The following is a 19321-nucleotide window of genomic DNA, read 5'->3' as shown; positions in this document are numbered from 1 at the left end:
TACTATACAACTGCATTGCTTAAACTTCCGGTTTTTAAAATTTTTTGTTGAATAAAATCTATATACCGTAATGCCAATACCTGTCTGTCAAAATTCTGTTTCGCATAAGCAAAGCCGTTCTCACCTTCCCTTATGATCCTGTCGGGCTCTAACAGGTATTCCCGGATAATGCGGTTGTACTCAGCAATATTTTCAGGCTCTACATAAGCGCCTGCTTCCGCTGTTTCCACCAGTTCCCGGGATACGCCATCAATAGCCATCAGGATCGGTTTCTTACATGCCATATAATCAAACGTTTTATTCGAGTAAACTGTTTTGAAAGTATCCGCTTTTTTTAAAACAGATGCCCCCATCTCCGATGCCAGTATATACTTGAACACTTCCCGTTTAGGCACGGGATCGAGAAAACGTACGTTCGTTACCTTCATATCATCTGCTACCTGCTGCAGGCGTTTCTTATCCATTCCCTGTCCTATCAGCAGAAATAATACCGGCGTATCTTCCAGCTGCTTGCCGGCTTTCAGCACCTGTTCCAGATCATTGGCTACACCGTGAGCGCCTACATAAGTAATAACAAAATGACCATTCAAACCGTGCTCTTTCCTGAAGGCATCTCTGTCAAACGTATCCAGTAGATTGTCTGACAGTGTAAAGTCGGCCGCGTTGGGAATAAAGATCAGCTTGTCTTCCGGTACATTCTTCTTATCTCTTAACGTATTGAAAAACGCAGGTGTCAGCACGTTGATCAGTGATGCCTTCCTGTAGATGAAACCTTCAAACCAACAGGCCAGCTTTATGATCATTTTGTTTTTGAGCACCCCGGAATCAATAGCTGATTCGGGCCACAGGTCTCTTACCTCAAACAGGAAAGGTACCCGCTTTACCCTCGACAGCACATACCCGGAGAACCCCACAAACAAAGGTGGTGAAGTAACGATCGCCACATCGAAATCTCCCTTCACTTTAAACAGCCCACCCCACAATGAAGAAAACATAAAACAGAAATAACCCCATAAACGCCCCAGGAAGTTGCGGTTGTAAGACTCAGATACATGACATCTCCACACCGTCACCTCTCCCTGCTGCTTCTTCACGAAATATTTCTTCTTGTACTCAGCACGTTTCTCCGATCCGTTTGCATGCATCATGCCTGCCAGCACTGTTACACTATGGCCCTGCTCCGTCCAGGTCTTCGTTATTTCATTCCAGCGGGAGCCCCCCGGATCGTCTTCTTCTAAAAAATACTGGTGAATCAGTAAGACTTTCATAACTATCTGTTTAAACTTATCTCTGTGATGATTGCATGCTGGTTGGTGGTAAAAATGAACTCACGGCTGTCCTCTCTTACGCCATACAAGGAAGAATAAGCCCCTGTCCTTTCCTCTGCCTTCAGTTTATTTCCCTGCAGGTCACTGGCATTGAAGGTGACCGCTTTCGGCAAGATCGTATGCCATAGCTGACGCATATTCAACTGCGCCGGCTTATTCATGATGTAGTCTTCCACCCGCCAGAAGGGTTCACCTTTTTTCTTCTTTACAACACGCCTGTGAGTTATATCCGGTCCTGCATGCTGAAAGGCAGATATGGTCCCTTCCCAGATATATTCATCCTTTGTTTCATACAACACCGCACTTTTGCGCTGCGTCCAGTTATACCAGATAAACCGCGGGCCCTTCTCCATCTGGTCATAGTCGTCCAGCATCACTGTATTGTGTGAAGCCGTCCCCATGAAATACCGGAGCGTCTGTTCATTGGTATTGTATTTATAGCTACCTGCATCCATCAGGATGTTCTCTCCCTTATACCAGATGTCAAGGTGCAGATTATCGGCCTGTGAAGGTCTGTCACGATGATTACCACAACGCATAAACGTGATAGTGTCCGGCTCGCGGCACACATAAAAACCACCCTCCGGATAGCTGAATAAACCATGATATTCCTTCCCGGAAAGGTCTTTTTCAGCAGGGACTTTACCATACCAGTATGCATCCTCATAGACCTCCGGGAATGCTGCATCAGCATCCAGCAATACTGCCAGTGCCTGCAACTGCGGCCGGTAATCGCGGTAATGCCGGTTATTCAGCCGGAAGAAAAGTGCACCGTCATTAGCGCCATAGTTGGGCAGCCAGCCATTGCTGTCGTTCATACACGAGCGCAGGAACCGGAGGGACTGCCCTGCCCTTTCTGCTACAACAGGAGGAAAACTCTCACCATTTAACCCTGCCAGGCGGATGGCCCACGTTAACAGCTGTACCACCACCCGGTGATAGTTCATTGAAAACTGCAGGTAGCTGCCATCAGGATAGATCTGGTATTCTATTTCCTGTATCAACCATTTCCGTCCCTTTTCTTTCCAGGTGGCAGAGCCGGGGAATGCAGCATATAACAACCCTCCCAGATAAAGGGCAAGCGTTTCCGTGATCGCATGATTATTTCTTACAGCGATCCTTGAGAAATTGATATTCTCATATACATGATGCAGCTGCCAGTAAATGGCGTGCTGGATCTCGTCAAACACTTCTTCTGTGAGGTGCGGTGAATTGCGGTAATAATACAATGCAAAGGTCCAGTTCAACACCCGCAGGCTGATCTCCTGGCTGCACTTATAATGAGGCCCGCAGTTCACCTTATTTGCCTTTATCCAGGACAGGATATTCTGCAGTACAAAAGCGGCGCAATCCTCCTTAAAATGATAGTCATACCGGATAATATCATACAGGTAAGCGAACCTCGCCTTTTCCCATACAAATTTGATATCGCCGGCCTCCTTTGAATAATCCTCTATCTCTGTCCAGTGCTGATCACGTTTATACACGAAGCCACTGTCAGGGTTTCTCATCCAGTCACTGTCAATGCCCAGGTCTATCACCTTCCCGTTGAAGAAAGGCAATTTACCAGCTTTTATCTCCCGGTAACGGGCAGCCAGTTCCGGCTCCGGATTACGGGGAATGACCAGATCTTCCCTGCTGCTGAAAAAGAATTGTACGGTCTGTTTTTTCCAGCTGTCCAGGGTCAGGTATCTCACCTTGGCAGGCGTACCGGGAAAGCGCTTTTTAAGCCTTCCTGTTCTCCTGTTAAGTTCATAAACCGACCGGAATGCAACGTATCTCCAGCCCATGTTATGCATCACCCTCATGCCTTTCTGCAGCGTCTTCCAACTACTCATATCGCGCGGCTGTATTTTTCAGTAACTGCAAATATTTCTACCAGGCTTTCGACAATCCGCTCAGCGGCATGGCCGTCCCATAAAGGAGGTATACTGCCCTTTTTCCACTCGCCCCGGAATAATCTTTCCATCGCCGGCTTTATAGCACGGGGATCTGTACCCAACAATTCATTTGTACCCAGCGTACATGTTTCCGGCCGCTCGGTGGTATCTCTCAGTGTCATACAGGGTACACCCATCACCGTTGTCTCTTCTGTAATGCCACCGGAGTCGGTAATAACCGCTTTGGCATTTTCCACGAGGTAGTTAAACTCCAGGTATCCCAAAGGTTCCACCAGGTGAAGATTAGGATAGGACAGCCTGCTGCTTTCCAGGTTCTTTGCCGTACGCGGATGCACAGGGAAGACCACGGGCAATCCGTTACTATTGTTCATTATCTCGCTGATCAGTAGTGAGAGGTTTTCCTGCACGTCTACATTGGCAGGACGGTGCAGGGTCATCACCAGGTAGCCCTGCGGCTTTAACCCTGCTGTTTCAAAGATCGCCGGAGCCGTAAAACGGCTACGTTGTTTCAGCAGCGTATCGATCATCGTATTACCGACAAAAATGATCTGCTCTTCCAGCTTGCCTTCCTTTCGCAGGTTGGCGTTTGCGATGTCGGAAGTGGTAAAGAAATAATCCGTGATGGAATCTGTGACCATACGGTTGATCTCTTCCGGCATGGTGATATCTCCGGATCTTATACCGGCTTCCACATGGGCCACCTTTACCATCAGCTTTTTGGCAACAATGGAGCATGCCAATGTTGAGGTAACATCGCCTACCACAAGCACGAGCTCAGGGCGATGTTCTGTCAGTTCTTTTTCAAAACGCACCATGATATTGGCCGTCTGCTCTGCCTGAGAACCGCCGCCTGCTTCCAGGTTCACGTGCGGCTCGGGTATGTTGAGCTGTTCAAAGAAAGACTGACTCATGTTCTTATCGTAATGTTGACCTGTATGTACCAGCCGGTAACTGATATCCTCGCCCTGTTGCTGCCTGTCTCTGATGGCGGCGATAATGGGGGCTATCTTCATGAAGTTTGGCCTGGCTCCGGCTATAAGAGTTATTTTCATCAGTAATATTTATTGACAGATTAACAACGTACTATTTATTGAAGCGCTTCTGCCGGCTCTGCAACAACCGGCGCCGCTACCCTCACCTGGTCCAGTCTCACCCATCCGTTCTGTTGCAGGCTTCTGACAGCCGCAAAACTGGCTCTTGTCGTATTGACGATCTCATCGAAGGGGATCAGAGGTGCGCCGCCGTTTTTGATACGGCTGATCAAAGCCTCGAACTGCGCCTTATGCCCTTTGTCCAGGGTCGTCTTAAGTTTTGAGAATCCTTTGAAGCCGTAGCCGGTCGTCTGTTTATAATTGTCGATGATGGCGGTCCTTTCCTGTGAGTAGACTTCGATCCTTTCCTTCGGATAAGATTTTGACCCGTTAGAGAAATAGTTGATCACGCCGGTAGACCCGTTCTCATATTGCAATAGTATGGAGGCGTTATCTGTATTCTCAGCAGGATGTAAGCCCATCGCATTCATACAAACGGCTGTTATCTTACTGCCTGTCAGGTAAGTAATAAGATCAATGAAATGGCAGGCCTCCCCTATAATACGACCACCACCCACTTTCATATCATGCACCCACACATTAGAAGGAATAGCCCCTGCATTCATCGTGGCAATGATATTCATGGGAGTATTCCCCACCAGTTGTTTTACTTTCTGCACATGCGGTGAAAACCTGCGGTTAAAGCCGACTGTAAGTGTCACTGTGCCATCATATGCATCAATGATCTGATCGAGTTCGTCTTCGTTCAATGCCAGGGGTTTCTCTACAAACACATGTTTTCCTGCGGCCAGTGCTTTCAGCACCATGGAGGCATGTGTATTATGACGTGTTGTGATCATCACGCCATCTGTTTCCCTGTCTCTCAGTATTTCCTGGTAGTCCGTTGTACTGAGCGCTATTTTATATTTCTTCGCCAGCGCTGTTCCTGTAATGCCGCCCGCACTGGCGATATACTTAATATCTGCTTTTGCTTTTTCCAGGGCCGGCAGCATAGTCATTTTGGTAAAGTTGCCTGCGCCGATAATACCCCATACACCTTTCTTTCCTGCAAAGGAAATAGCAGGCAGCACATGTACAGTAGGCAGCGGAACTGCATTCTCTTTGTACACAAGCAGCGAGGCTATAGACCGGCTTTTACCAATGCTGCCATATACCCTGTTATATTCATCCAGTGGCACTCTTTCAGAGATCAGTGAGGCCACATCCAGTTTACGGGATGAAATAGCCTGTAAGATGGCTTCAAAGTTCCTCTTCTCCGTCCACCTCACAAATGGCAGCGGATAATCTATTCCCCGCTGTTCGTACTCTTCGTCATATCGTCCCGGCCCATAAGAACAGGATACCTGGAATGTGAGCTCCTTCTCATAGAACTCGGCCCTGCTGATGTTCAGACCTATGACGCCTACTAAGATTATTCTTCCCCTTTTGCGGCTCATCCTGGCCGCCTGTGATATGATCTCGTCCGTCTTTGCAGATGCTGTGATGATCACACCATCAGCACCGCGTCCCTGCGTTTCGTCCAGCACAGATTTCACAACATCTGCGCCCTCTGCAGGATTAATACCTATTATACCTTTTTTCCTCGCCAATGCAATCTTCTCCGCGTCGAGATCAATACCTATTACCCGGCAGCCGTTAGCCAGCAGGAGTTCAGCAGTGATCATGCCTATCAGTCCTAAGCCTGTTACTACGATAGTCTCTCCCAGTGTAGGGTTACAGAGCCGGATGCCCTGCAGCCCGATGGAGCCGATAACAGTAAATGCTGCTTCATCGTCAGACACATTTGCAGGTATAGCAGCCACCAGGTTCTGTGGCACACATACGATCTCCGCGTGCGGACCATTGGATGCTACCCTGTCGCCTACTTTAAATTCGCTGACGCCTTCTCCTACAGCAATCACTTTCCCCACATTACAATATCCCAGCGGAAGCGGTTGCGCCAGTTTGTTAAATACCGCCTCCAGCGTTGGCATCAGTCCTTCTGTTCTGATCTTGTCCAGCACCTGCTTTACCTTATCAGGTTGTTGCCTGGCTTTCTGGACAAGGTTCGCCTTTCCAAATTCCACCAGCATTCTTTCCGTACCAAGTGAAACAAGACTTCTTGTTGTCCTTATCAATACCTGTCCTCTCGACACCTGCGGTGCAGGGACTTCTTCCAGGATGGTGTCACCTGTCTTGAAGGATTGAATCAGTTGTTTCATACGTTATTTTAAATAGTCTACAATTTCTTTGATCTTATTTTCTACTACGAGTGTTGTTGATTTAAGCTTATTGCCTTTCAGTATCTGTTCTATGCTATCGGCTATTGAACGGGGTTCCATCGGATCAAATACGAGCGTCGGATTAACTACTTCGAAAACGTACGGCAAATCAGATGCCACAACGTCACAACCGCATTTCACGGCTTCGATCAATCCTAATCCGAAGCTTTCGCAAAGCGAAGGATACACCAGGTACTTATGCTGGCTATACAGATCGTAGGCATTTACAAACCCATGGTTGACCACCTTCAATCCCTTTGTTCTGTACTCCTCAATGGTGTTGATCAACTCACTGTAATTGCCTGTCACGGTTAAATGCAGTTCGGGGAACATACTCCTCTCTGCCAGCATACGCCAGGCCTGCAGCAGGTTCTTATGGTTCTTGTGCGTGTTACCATTACTAATAAATACAAAAGAATCTTTTCTGCTGCTATTGCCATTACACGATGCTACATGATAGAATGGGGCTACGATCACTTTTTCTGCCTTCACACCTTTTTGTGCGAGTAAGGTTTTTACCTCATTCGTCTGAACGAGGAAATAATCTGTATTCCCACTTAAAAAAGTGATCAGCCTTCCTTTGATCTTCTTCAGCGTTTTCTCTTTCAGGCCATAAGTTGCCGGGTAGCTGAGAAGCGAAACATTATGGAAATAAGTAAAGACCTTTGCTCTCAAACGCATAGTGGGTGGCAGGTTACCAAAGCACAACACCTTATCGAATTGCTTGCCGCGCTGCCTGTAAAACCGGTGTCTTTCTAACAGTGAAGCTTTCATAAAAGTTTTACGGTCGTCCGGGATAAACTGATAATCTCCCCTGCACCTGGCATCGAAGAGATAATAACAGTCCAACCCTGCACTACTGATCTCCGATACGAGATAGTCCAGTAAGACCTTTCCTCCGCTATTATTAATATACACCGCGTCCAATAGTATCATTTGTGTCTTTTATTTTTAACCCTCAACAAGCGTTTCCCTTCTCTTTCCTTTCCGCCAGGGCGCCTGTGGAGCAGGCCCATCCTCATATACACAATGCATGATATCCAGGAAATATTCTGCTGCCCGTGCGCCCGACAGGCATTCAGACCAGCGCCTGATCTTTTCCCGGGCGCCTGCTGGCACTTTCCCGGCCTTCATCCGCTTATTCATCTCTTCCGACAGGCGGCTGATATCGCCCGCCCTGATGACCGTACTGAAATTGTGGTCGCCCAGTAATACAGAGGCTCCACAATGGTCGGTACAGATAACAGGCGTGCCCTGTTGCAGTGCCTCATTGATCACAGCACCCCAGCCTTCTTTCAGTATACTGGGCAGCACAAGCAGGTCATGCTGACCCATAAGTTTTGTGACAGTCTCGTTGTCCTGGAAACCGGAGAACTTTACGTTCGGCAAAGTCAGCTCATTCACCAGGCTTTTTAACATAGGCGCTTCCGGGCCGTCTCCTATAATGTTCAATTCACCATTGCTGTTCTTCACGTTCGACCATGCCCTTATAAGGGTATGCACGCCCTTGTTGGGTACAAGTCCTCCCGCATACATCACCCGGAAAGGCCCGCTTTCTTCTGCCCTTACCGGTGGGGCAGGCTGTACAAAGTACCCCCATTCAAAGAGCTTATCCTTTTTGTATCCGGCCCTGTTATACACTTCCATCCCCTTGCTGCCGATGGCAAGAATGAAATCAAACATTTTTCCATACCGCATCCTGTGATAGACACTGCGCAGATACCTGAGTTGTCCTTTAATACCCAGCCAGCTATATGGCTCTGCCATAATACCCAGGTGATGCCTGTGAGCAGTCAGATAAGCAAAGGCATTTCTGAACAAAGGCTCACTGTCGAAACCACTGAAAATATGATAGGTATTCTCGTCTGAGGATGTTACAATATCATTGATCACTGCCTGGTCCGGCCCTACGATCAGTTTCACGCGGCCCATATCGGGAATAGTCCAGCCCATTCTTTTCCGCTTTTCTTCTATAGCAACAACCGTTACCAGTACCACCTCCACATGCTCTTTCAGCGAAAGGCAATGCAGGAAACATGACTGGTGTACGCTCACCATATTCTGCCAGAAAACAAACTTTCTATTCTTAGCCATGCGCATAACTATTTTGTCCGGTACGCAATTCAACCCGTGACTTTATATAATATTCAAACTGGATATGGGCCACACAACACCAAAACAAACTTGTCATCAATTCATTGATCCCAATCAGATATGATTCCACGAACGCTGTTATCAGAATGCTGATAACAATAAACAGATAGGTACGTAGTTCCTCTTTTTTGTTCCTGAAGAAGTCTATTGTGTACACTGCACAATTCCAGAACAGTATGAGAATAAATATGGCCCCGAATACTATTCCTATCATAATACCCAATCCCAGGTAACCATTATGAGGATTACTGGCAAAGTTGTTGGTACTGAACTTAGGGTCTGTCCAGCCATATCTTGCCAGGCCGTGGCCCCTCATCAGTTCGTCCTCGAAGGTTTTCAGTCCCCATCCATATGCATATTCCCTGTTCCGGAAAATGCTCTCCTTTCCGCTAAGACTGTCCATCAACCTGCTGAGGGCGTTGTTGGCGTCCATATCGCCCACATAGGAGATGAAATAGGGTAATAACAGCAGCAATGGCAACAGCAGCAACAGATATTTATACGCGGGCATTTTCCTGATATCAGAAAAGAACCAGGCTACGATATAAACAACAAGCGCTGCCCTTGATCCCGTCATGAGCACAACGTAGGTCAGATAGATCATCAATGGTATAGCAATGATCTTTTTGAAGAACTTGTTCTGCAATATGATACCGAACGCAATGGCCGCAAGCGTACCGGCGCTGTTTGCATTCATAAATCCAAAACTCAGCCTGAAAGTCTCAGAATCGACCGTCTGCGAAAACGAGCCATAGACCAGGCCAATGAGGATCAATATTGCCAGCCCCTTCAAACACTTCTGTTTATATTCATCTGTGTTAAGCGACATAAACAACGTAAACATCAGGAACAACAGCGTTTTGGATACCAGGTACACCAATGATTCATCCTTCAGCGGATCCAGGAAAATATAGTAAACGATAAAAAGTAATGTCAGCGCTGTAAACAGCCGGAACTGAATAAACAGCGAGAATACCTTCTCTCTTTTCAGAAAGGACAGGAACAGGACAAATCCGACCATCACGGGTACAATAAGTACATCCCCGTTCAGAAAACTGAGATGGGCGTACTTTAACCCGAAGTTGAAAATGATGAACATGATGAAAACAACGTTCAACCCTTTCTTGACAAAGCCTCGTATACTCATGTCTTTTCCCATATCTTCAGAACGTTATCATATTTCTTAATAATCTTTGCAGGATTACCCGCTACTACGCAATAGTCCGGAACGTCCTTTGTTACTACAGAACCGGCGCCAATAATGACCCGGTTACCGATAGTGACGCCTCCAAGTATGATAGAGCCGATACCCACCCACACACCATTGCCAATTACGATGTCTTTTCCATAACCTTCTCCTGCCATTTTATCGCCATCAGGACTTAACTCATGCGTGCCGGTTACGATCGTTACTCTGGACGAAATATCACAGTCCCTTCCGATCTTTATACGGCTATCAACAGCTCCCACCAGGAAAGTATCGTCACCAATGAAAGTGTTGTCGCCTACCTGTAGTTCAAAGGGCCCGGATACTTTCAGCCCCATGACCCTTACATTCATGCCCAGCCTGGCTCCGGCAAAGGCCAGCAAGCTCCGTTTCAGGCCGAACATCCTTGTACCGGGTAAAGCGCGGATCAACTTATTGACAAGAAACAATCTCCCAGGTCTCAGGCTCATCTTACAATATTTTTTATGATTGAATCCAGGTCTACACTGTTATAAAAGGTGGCTGCATTAGAAGCATACTCCCGGTAGTCAGAAAAGATCTTGCCCATTGTATCCTTCACAGACTCCACACAATTGAAATCTGTACAGAGCCCTGCCCTGTAATGTTCCACTGTATACTTTAGTCCAGGTATGTCATTGCACAACATGGGCTTTGAAAACATTGCATATTCCCATATCTTATTAGGCGCGCAGTAGATATTGTTCAGGTCAATGAAGTCATATACTACTATACCGATATCCGCCAGCTTGGTGATCTCAAGGTGTAGCGGCGCATCGATGAAAGGAATATGGATGATATTGGGATTGATCCCCTTTAATGTATCTATGTAATCAAAATCCTTTCCCACGATCAGGAACACGAACTTCGAATCGTCTTCAAATGTGGCTTTGGCGATGGTATCCAGCCTCCTGTAATGTGTGATGATCCCCTGGTAAAGAATTACTTTCTTCCCTTTACTGATCTCGTCTTTTACCTTCTGCACCAGCGGACCGTTACTGCCATTAATACTACCCTGTACCACCGGTTTGAAGTATGGTTTATTGGGCAATACATAAGGCGTATGCTTCAGTTTCCATCGCACACGCAGGATGGCAGACCTGTTATACTCTGCTGTTACGATCTTATGTGCATACTGAGAAAGACGCCTCAGCAAAAAGTTATAAACAGGCACCGCATCATACAACTCCAGCAGGCACATCACAAACCGATAACCTTTCAGTTTGTTACCAAGGCTGACAGCAGTGTCTCCCGTAGCGATCCATAAAAGATCGTGCGGAGTGTCATTTATGAGCTGAAAGACCTTCTTCCTGAAGTAATAAACAGATAATATCTTGGATGTACCCCTGCCCTGCAGCCGGAGGTTTTCTATGGAAAGATTTTTACATTCCCCCAAAAGAAAAGCCTCGCTTTCTTTACTGATATCGCCGCAGATCAGTTTTACGCTTTCATACAGTTTAGAGAGCCCCAGCACCACATTCAGAACGGGTGCAATAAACGATGGATTACCCTTGCATACTATAACAGCCGACTTGTATGACGTCTCAACTTTCATTTATTATGGTTAGTTTTTATCATTTTATTACTGCCGGTTTTCGAGCTCGCATAAATACTGGTGCAATGAATCAAACATCGCGTCTGCCTTTTTTCTCAGTGAATTCACGGAAGCGGTACAGTCAAAATTATTGTCGTCAAAGACTTTCATTGCCTGCTTCAGATCGTCCGCCCTGAAAGGCATATCCCAAAGCCGGAAGCCTTTGACCTGTCTCGATAGTATGCCCAGCTTCGGTTCTATGCCTATGCATACCACCGGCTTGTTCAGCACGGAGGCCATTACTCCTCCATGGTAACGTGCCGTAATAAAACCATCAAACGCATTCAGTTTGTCCATGAAATGCTCTATACCATGCTGGAAAGGATCCCATTCCAGGCACGGATATCTTCTTGCACTGATGATCTTTTTCCATTCCACGTCACGCAAACTGGAGAAAATAATGAACGTGAACTCATACTGAGGATCATTGTTCGTATCAATCATTCTCAGCAAAGTATCCTGATAGGCATTACCTCCATTCTCATAGTTCCAGTCCCTTACGATGACCCCTATCTTCTTACGTTTTTGTCCGTTATGATTGCCCGTTCCGTTACTGCGAATAGATTTATCATAATTCAGAAAGCTCGAATAACATATATCCGCGCCCTCATTTACATCTTCATATCCCCAATCCTTACAATAAGACAGCGATGTAGCATCCCTCACATATAACATATCCATCTGCCCTACAAGGTTTTTAACATCCTCTATCTTGTTATTCTCCGGGTTGAACGGGCCAAGCCCTAAACCAAGCCCTACCGATTTCTTTGCGGATACCAGGGTCTTCCCGAAAAATTTACTTTTGATCTTCTTTATCAGCATCCCGGGGTTAGCCGTCAGTAACTTCCAAAAAAGTTTCAGATAAAATCCGCCTTTATTGGAGTTAAATAAAAAGAACTGTGTGCCCCCTCCGTAGATCAATACATCAGCTGTCGTTTTTTTATTATCATTCAGATCCACATATCCCGATTTCCTCAATAACCGCTTACAGTAATCACTCGAACTGCCACAAAAATCAACATTCAGCCTCAGGTCATTCGTTAAAAAAAAGTTCTCAATGGTACACATCAAAGCGTCATCTCCAAAATTTGCTTCTCCGTATGCTCCTTTTACTACTACGTTTTTTCTCATGATATTATAATTAACAAACTATGTTCAGTAAACGGTATCCCACCAATCAGGTATCCGCGAATACAGGTTTGCACCAAACACAGTTTGTCTTCAAAAAATAGTTCGCTATAGATCTTCCGATTGGTGATTGATGTTACTCCTCACGACACGTTTAATCACTGACCAGTAAGACGTTTAAATGTCCTGATCAGTAAAAAAACAATTGCTCCCAGCACAGATAGTAATATGAATATTCGTAGTGCGATCGCGATCTCAGTAAAGATCATCAGCGCTGCTGAAAACAGGATCAGCAGCCATATTGATATACTTTCGAACGACCAGACATAGTCTTTCTCGCACAGCTTTCTTGAGGTATAAAATGGGATGAACACGAGTGTGTTCAGAAAATAGGCGATTGCATAGGCGCCGGATCGTCCGATAGCGCCATAGTGTTTTAAAAATTCCATGCTCACCAATGCTGTTATGCCCCACACAACATTTGTGATCAGGCTCCACCACATGTATCCTCTCGCGGTAAAGTTCCGCGCTATACCCTGGCGGTGTGCTACAATGACGGTGGTGAACATGACCAGTACGATAGAGCTTTTCAGCATCTCTCCGGCATAATCACGACCGAATAGCAGGTTACCCAATTCGGGCACATACATAAAAGGAAGTGATATGAAAATGCCAACGATCCAGGGCAGATAGTTATTGGCCATCTCAAACTTCTTGTTCGTATTCTCCAGGTTCTTGACCACATAAGGTAAAAAGGCCTGCCCTATCATACCATTGATCACTGTTACAACCAGCATGATATTTAAGGCCGCATTATAGATACCCAGTTGCTGATAGCCATTGGGCAGCTCTACCAGGAACGCGTTGCAGAACCAGTTCACCGGCAATACCAGTCCTCCGCTTAATACTGCCGGCAGACTATACGAGAACAGCACATTCAGTTCTTTTGTAAAACCGGCCTCGTTGACATTGATGCCATATGCTTTGGCCGCCTTTCTCACTTCAAAAAAACCGATCGCGCAGATTACAACGGCATTGCTGGCCAACGCAATTACAGCACCCGCTACGCCAAAGAACCAGCACAGCAAAATAGCAACCGGGATGTTGATCAAACCGCCTATCAGGTTAATCCTGGAGATACTCTTAAACTTTTCCAATCCCAACAGTATACCGTTCTGCACCCCGTTTACAGAGTAGAACAGGATGGCAAGTCCACCCAGCTGCAGATCCCTGATCAGCTCTTTCGATTTCAACGAAACAGCTGCCAGTGGTTCGGCATAAATAAATATCAGTCCTGCTACCACTACTCCGGTCACCCACGAGATCAGGTACGACATTCTGATGATACGTCCTGCCTTGATCTTGTCTTTTATACTGAATTCAGAAACAAACTTCGTTGCAGTCACACCAAGCCCCAGCCCTGCGAATGTAGAGAACATATCCACCGTAGACCGGATCATACCCAGCTCTCCAAAGCCCTGTTTCTTCAGTATCCTTGCTATTGCCACATATGTCAGAAAGATCAGCAGTCTTGATCCGATAGTCCCGATAAAACTCCAGATGATGCCCGAAGACACCTTTTTGGCAAGGTCTGAGCTCAGGTTGCCTTTTATGAAGCCGGTCGCCTTCTCAGGTAAAATGGCAGCCACTCTTGAAATCAGTACGCGACTCATATTGTTTCCAGTTCATTTATATGCGCTACTATCCTCTCGCACGATCTTCCATCCCCATAAGGATTTACAGCATTTGACATACTCTCGTATGCTTCGCGGTTAGTAAGAAGACTATCTACGTACTCGTATATTTTTGCTTTGTCTGTGCCTACCAACGATACCGTTCCTGCCGCCACAGCTTCCGGCCGTTCGGTAGTATGCCTCATCACAAGCACCGGTTTTCCCAGTCCCGGCGCCTCTTCCTGGATACCTCCGCTATCCGTAAGGATTAGATAACTGCGATTCATGAGGTAGATAAAAGGCAGGTATTCCAGTGGTTCGATAATAAACACATTCGGCAACTGCTCGTTCATCAATACATCTGCCACCGGCTTTCTTACATTCGGATTGAGATGCACGGGATAGATAAAGTCAACGTTCTTGTGCTTCTGTGCCAGCTCTTTGATAGCGCTACAGATGTTGAGGAAGCCATCACCGAAATTCTCCCGGCGGTGCCCCGTTATCAGGATCATCCGTCTGCCTGCATGACCATTCTTGTGCTGCCATTCGTTGATCAGCTCCCGGGAGATGCCCATCTTTGTCAGCTCACACTCCGTCTCCTGTTTCAGCTGATCGTCGGTCAGCACTCTGTTCAGCACCAGGTAAAGTGCATCGATCACGGTATTACCGGTCACGTATATCCTATCGTCGGATATGCCTTCCCTCAGGAGATTCTGCCTTGCAGTCTCCGTCGGTGCGAAATGACAAGTGGCGAGCCGTCCTGTGAGGTTCCGGTTCATTTCTTCAGGCCATGGACTGTAGATATTATGCGTTCTTAGCCCCGCCTCCACATGTGCCACGGGTATCTGCTTGTAAAAGGCGGCCAGTGCGGCAGCGGTCGACGTTGTTGTATCGCCGTGTACCAGCACAATATCGGGCGTCACCTCGCTCAACACCTCTCTCATTCCTTCAAGCACCCTCACTGTCACATCTGTCAGGTCCTGCCCCTGCTTCATGATATTCAGGTCATAATCCGGTGTGATATCAAATATCCGCAGCACCTGATCAAGCATCTCGCGATGCTGCCCTGTTACACAAACGATGGCTTCAAACTTCTCAGGATGGCTCATCAGTCTTTTTACCAGTGGCGCCATTTTTATGGCTTCGGGTCTCGTACCAAAAACAACCAATACTTTTTTTTTCCTCATACATGCTTTACTTTACAACCTTGCGTCTACAAGATCCCTGTTAAGACAGGCTTTGGTGTCGAAAATGACACCGTTATTCCTGATGATCTTCTTATAATCCAGTTCCAGAAACTCCTGGTGGGCAACCGCCACAATGATGGCGTCATAAACAACAGAATTGCTTAACTGCTTGATGATATCCACGCCATATTCATGATACACCGCTTCTTCATTCGCCCATGGATCATATATGTCTACATCCAGCCCGAACTGTTCCAGTTCATGGTAGATATCCACCACTCTCGTATTCCTCACATCAGGACAATTCTCTTTGAAGGTGATGCCCAGTATCAGGGCTTTAGAGCCTTTGATTTTATGATCCTTTTCGATCATCAGTTTCACTACTTTGTTGGCTACAAACTGTCCCATGGTATCGTTTACTCTTCTTCCGGAAAGGATCACCTGCGGATGATATCCTAATGATTCCGCCTTATGGGCCAGGTAGTAAGGGTCTACACCAATACAGTGACCACCTACCAATCCTGGTTTATACTTCAGAAAATTCCATTTAGTGCCTGCGGCCTCGATGACATCATTGGTATCAATGCCTATTTTGTCAAAGATCAGCGCCAGTTCATTGACGAATGAGATATTCACGTCACGCTGTGCGTTCTCAATAGCCTTGGATGCTTCAGCAACCTTGATGCTTGGTGCCTTATGCGTACCCGCCTTGATAATGGAGCTATAAAGATCATCCACGACAGTAGCGATCTCCGGTGTAGAGCCGCTGGTAACTTTCTTTATTTTAGTCAATGTATTGATCTTATCGCCGGGGTTGATCCTCTCGGGAGAATAACCAACGAAGAAATCTTTATTAAGCTTCAGACCCGACACCCTTTCCAGTACGGGCACACAATCTTCCTCCGTACAGCCGGGGTATACTGTGGATTCATAGATCACGATATCGCCGGGTTTCAGGGCCGCCCCGATCATTTCTGATGCCTTCAGCAAGGGCTTCAGGTCTGGCGCCTTAAACTGGTCTATAGGCGTAGGCACCGTAACGATGAACGTATCATAGTCTTTCAGTTCTTCTCTGTTAAAAGAAAAACTTAACCCTTTCCCGGATTTGCCGCTTTTCTGCTTCAACCTCATTGCTTCCAGCAACTCTTCCATATCCGCTTCTTTCGTGCGGTCATGGCCTTCACTCAACTCTGCAATACGTTCCTGGTTGATATCAAATCCCATTACATTGTAATGTTTTCCAAATTCAATTGCCAGGGGCAGTCCAACGTATCCTAACCCTATTATGGCAATGCTGCGTTGTGCTACGCTGGTTTCTGTCTCTGCAGCAATCTGAAGCTGATTTATTTCTTCGACCACATTGTTCATAAAAAACAGATTATTAAAGATTTTAGAAAAATTGCAGTTAATAAACGGGTTTATTTCTTTGCCAGTGAGCGTTTTACCTTTGATATCAGCCCATTGGTTGGCCTTGGTGTATCCGAATACCCATATCCGTAACCATAACCATATCCGTAACCATATCCATAACCATAGCCACTGCCGATCTTGACATCATTCACTATGATGTTCATTTTAGGCAGTTTGCCATTGAGGTGAAGATCTCTGGAGAGCAATAATTGTTGCTTGAAGGTATATCCCTGCCTTACCAGGTAAAGTGTTGCATCTGCAAAACGCCCCAGCAGTTGCGCATCCGTGACAAGTCCCACAGGTGCAGTGTCTACAATGATGTAATCGAAACGCTGTTTCAGCTCACGGAACAATTTCTCTGTAGAAGGCAGTAACAGCAATTCAGCCGGATTAGGAGGAATAGGACCAGAAGAAACGATGTAACAGTTCTCATGAAAACCGGAAGGTTTGATCAGATCGTCTATCGTTGACTTGCCGATCACATAGGTGCTGAACCCGAACTGGTTCACCAATCCCAGCTGTTCTGAGATCTTGGGTTTACGGAGGTCCATTTCCATGAGTACGACCGACTTTCCGGAAAGTGCCAGTACCGACGCGATATTAGTCGCCACAAAAGATTTTCCCTCACCACTCATACTGGAAGTAAGCAGGATCACCTGTCCTTTGTCGCCCAGTATAAACTGCAGATTCGTCCTGATAGCTCTGAACTGTTCCACTACAGGGGCAACGGAACCTTTCCGCACCACTACGAGTTCTTTATGATCTGAGTGTCCTACCTCAGCAAGGATAGGCACAGGTGTATTGTGCATAATATCTTCCCTGCTTCCTACTCTGCGATTGAAGAGGTCTTTCAGGTATAATGCAACGGCAGGAATTGCCAGGCCTGCCACCAGGGCAAACAGGTAGATCATGGTCCTTTTAGGCGCAAATGGAGCGGAATCACTCTTAGCCGGATCTATGATCCTTGCGATAGCCAGGTTGGACGATTTGGAGATGGCTGACTCTTCCCGTTTCTTCAACAGGAACAGGTACAATTCCTGTTTTACAGCCTGTTGTCTTGAGAAGTCCAGGAATACCCTTTCCTTGCCAGGTACCTGCTTGATCTGACTGCTGATTCCTCCCATACGGGTCTTCAGCTGATTAATGGCGATCACAACACCACTTTTCAGGGAAGCAATATTAGCACTCAGATCTGCCCTCAGGGAAGCCAGTTGCTCATCTATATTCTTTATGAAAGGATTGGATTCTGTGGTGGTCATCAGGCTGCGCTGCCTGTCGAGTTGCATCGCATTATACTTCTCTACAAGGGCCAGGAAGGTTGGGTCCTGTACTACCAGGGAAGAGGGTACGATGCGTTTATTATTGTTCTGGTCTTTGATATATTGCTCGATAGATTCCACTATGCTTAGTCTTACTTCCTGCTCCGTCAACTGCTTGTTGAGGTCTTCCGTACCAGATACCAGCACCTTCGCCTGTTCCTCTAGGTCGGCCAGGTCATTCGCCTGTTTGAACTGCTGTATCTGTTTTTCGACGCCCGACAGTTCACTGCTTACCAGCACCAGGCGGTTATCCACGAAAGCAATGGTGCTGTCCACTATCCTGTTTTTATCTTCTACGCTGGCCTGCAGATATTTCTCGATCAGCTTGTTGAGGATAATCTCCCCTTTCCTCGGAATGGTGGACTCTATACCGAGGTTGATCACGCTTACCTGCTTATTCGGTATCTCTACGTTAATCTTTTTCTGATAGGCGGCCACTGCGTTATCAAAAGACGTAACGTTGATGAGATATTCCTCCCCTACCAGGTCGAACTGCTTGTTTCTTGTGATACGCAGGATGCCTTCGGTGAGGTGGACCGTATCACCCCAGCTCAGGGACTTTTCAGTATCACCGTTCCTGAACAGGAATTTACTTTCATCGACTGGTTTTAGTACATACTGTACATTTTTCAGGGTATCTTTCAGGTACAACCAGTTGGCGGTAAAAGGTACGTCCAGCACCTCCGCTTTTTTCAAATGGCCTTCTACTATGTAGGTCACATTCAGTTTCAGATCTCTTACTACTTTCTCAATGATAGACCTTGATTTCAGGATCTCCACTTCATTATCGACATTACTTTTTGTGCTGAACATGCCCAACTGATCCAGGATCTCCTGGCCCTGTATGTCGCCGCCCTTTTTGTCGTCCTTCACGAGGATCTTTGCACTGATATTGTACCGTGCAGTAGAATATCGCAGATACACCCAGGCAAGCGTACCAGTCAGTAACAGGCATATTACAAACCAATACCACCTGTTGCGGAGCTTTTCTATGATGTTCTGTACATCAAGTGTATTGTCTGGTAAAAGCTCAGCTTCTATCTTGTTATTTACAGCACCGTTAATGTGATTCGTACCACTCATATTATG

14 protein-coding genes are annotated in these 19321 nt (G+C 46.4%); all 14 read right to left on the bottom strand.

The window, feature by feature from the left end:
* Positions 1-2: 2 nt before the first annotated feature.
* Positions 3-1268, bottom strand: coding sequence for a glycosyltransferase family 4 protein (locus tag L3C95_RS20885; RefSeq protein WP_236390578.1), 1266 nt, complete (start codon positions 1266-1268; stop codon positions 3-5).
* Positions 1269-1270: 2 nt separating this feature from the next.
* On the bottom strand, positions 1271-3166 hold the full coding sequence (locus tag L3C95_RS20880; RefSeq protein WP_236390577.1) for a heparinase II/III family protein: 1896 nt from the start codon (positions 3164-3166) through the stop codon (positions 1271-1273).
* Positions 3163-4281: a non-hydrolyzing UDP-N-acetylglucosamine 2-epimerase gene (wecB, locus tag L3C95_RS20875; RefSeq protein WP_236390576.1), complete on the bottom strand. Its 1119-nt coding sequence runs from the start codon at positions 4279-4281 to the stop codon at positions 3163-3165. The genes L3C95_RS20880 and wecB (L3C95_RS20875) overlap by 4 nt, the downstream gene beginning before the upstream one ends.
* A gap of 35 nt (positions 4282-4316) precedes the next feature.
* Positions 4317-6482, bottom strand: a complete 2166-nt coding sequence (locus tag L3C95_RS20870; protein WP_236390575.1) for a bi-domain-containing oxidoreductase — start codon at positions 6480-6482, stop codon at positions 4317-4319.
* Between the two features lie 3 nt (positions 6483-6485).
* Positions 6486-7478, bottom strand: coding sequence for a glycosyltransferase (locus tag L3C95_RS20865; protein ID WP_236390574.1), 993 nt, complete (start codon positions 7476-7478; stop codon positions 6486-6488).
* 15 nt (positions 7479-7493) lie between these two features.
* Positions 7494-8636 carry a glycosyltransferase gene (locus L3C95_RS20860; RefSeq protein WP_236390573.1) on the bottom strand — a complete coding sequence of 381 codons (1143 nt, stop codon included), beginning with the start codon at positions 8634-8636 and terminating at the stop codon, positions 7494-7496.
* Positions 8629-9855 carry an O-antigen ligase family protein gene (locus tag L3C95_RS20855; protein WP_236390572.1) on the bottom strand — a complete coding sequence of 409 codons (1227 nt, stop codon included), beginning with the start codon at positions 9853-9855 and terminating at the stop codon, positions 8629-8631. Before L3C95_RS20855 ends, L3C95_RS20860 begins: the two co-directional genes overlap by 8 nt.
* On the bottom strand, positions 9840-10373 hold the full coding sequence (locus tag L3C95_RS20850; protein ID WP_236390571.1) for an acyltransferase: 534 nt from the start codon (positions 10371-10373) through the stop codon (positions 9840-9842). The genes L3C95_RS20855 and L3C95_RS20850 overlap by 16 nt, the downstream gene beginning before the upstream one ends.
* The gene (locus tag L3C95_RS20845) at positions 10370-11476 is read right to left on the bottom strand and encodes a hypothetical protein (protein WP_236390570.1); all 1107 of its coding nucleotides are present in this window, start codon (positions 11474-11476) and stop codon (positions 10370-10372) included. The genes L3C95_RS20850 and L3C95_RS20845 overlap by 4 nt, the downstream gene beginning before the upstream one ends.
* Before the next feature lie 27 nt (positions 11477-11503).
* Positions 11504-12646 carry a polysaccharide pyruvyl transferase family protein gene (locus tag L3C95_RS20840; protein ID WP_236390569.1) on the bottom strand — a complete coding sequence of 381 codons (1143 nt, stop codon included), beginning with the start codon at positions 12644-12646 and terminating at the stop codon, positions 11504-11506.
* A gap of 155 nt (positions 12647-12801) precedes the next feature.
* A complete protein-coding gene (locus tag L3C95_RS20835) occupies positions 12802-14316 on the bottom strand; it encodes an oligosaccharide flippase family protein (RefSeq protein WP_236390568.1) in 1515 nt (504 codons plus the stop codon).
* On the bottom strand, positions 14313-15503 hold the full coding sequence (gene wecB / locus L3C95_RS20830) for a non-hydrolyzing UDP-N-acetylglucosamine 2-epimerase (protein WP_236390567.1): 1191 nt from the start codon (positions 15501-15503) through the stop codon (positions 14313-14315). The genes L3C95_RS20835 and wecB (L3C95_RS20830) overlap by 4 nt, the downstream gene beginning before the upstream one ends.
* Positions 15504-15515: 12 nt before the next feature.
* The gene (locus L3C95_RS20825; RefSeq protein WP_236390566.1) at positions 15516-16871 is read right to left on the bottom strand and encodes a nucleotide sugar dehydrogenase; all 1356 of its coding nucleotides are present in this window, start codon (positions 16869-16871) and stop codon (positions 15516-15518) included.
* A gap of 50 nt (positions 16872-16921) precedes the next feature.
* Positions 16922-19315: a GumC family protein gene (locus L3C95_RS20820; protein ID WP_236390565.1), complete on the bottom strand. Its 2394-nt coding sequence runs from the start codon at positions 19313-19315 to the stop codon at positions 16922-16924.
* Between the last annotated feature and the right edge of the window lie 6 nt (positions 19316-19321).

The sequence above is a fragment of the Chitinophaga filiformis genome, from assembly GCF_021646545.1.
In the GTDB taxonomy this organism is placed as follows: Bacteria; Bacteroidota; Bacteroidia; order Chitinophagales; family Chitinophagaceae; genus Chitinophaga; species Chitinophaga filiformis_A.
The sequence above is the reverse complement of the archived record's forward strand: the minus strand, read 5'-3'. Positions and strand labels throughout refer to the sequence as shown.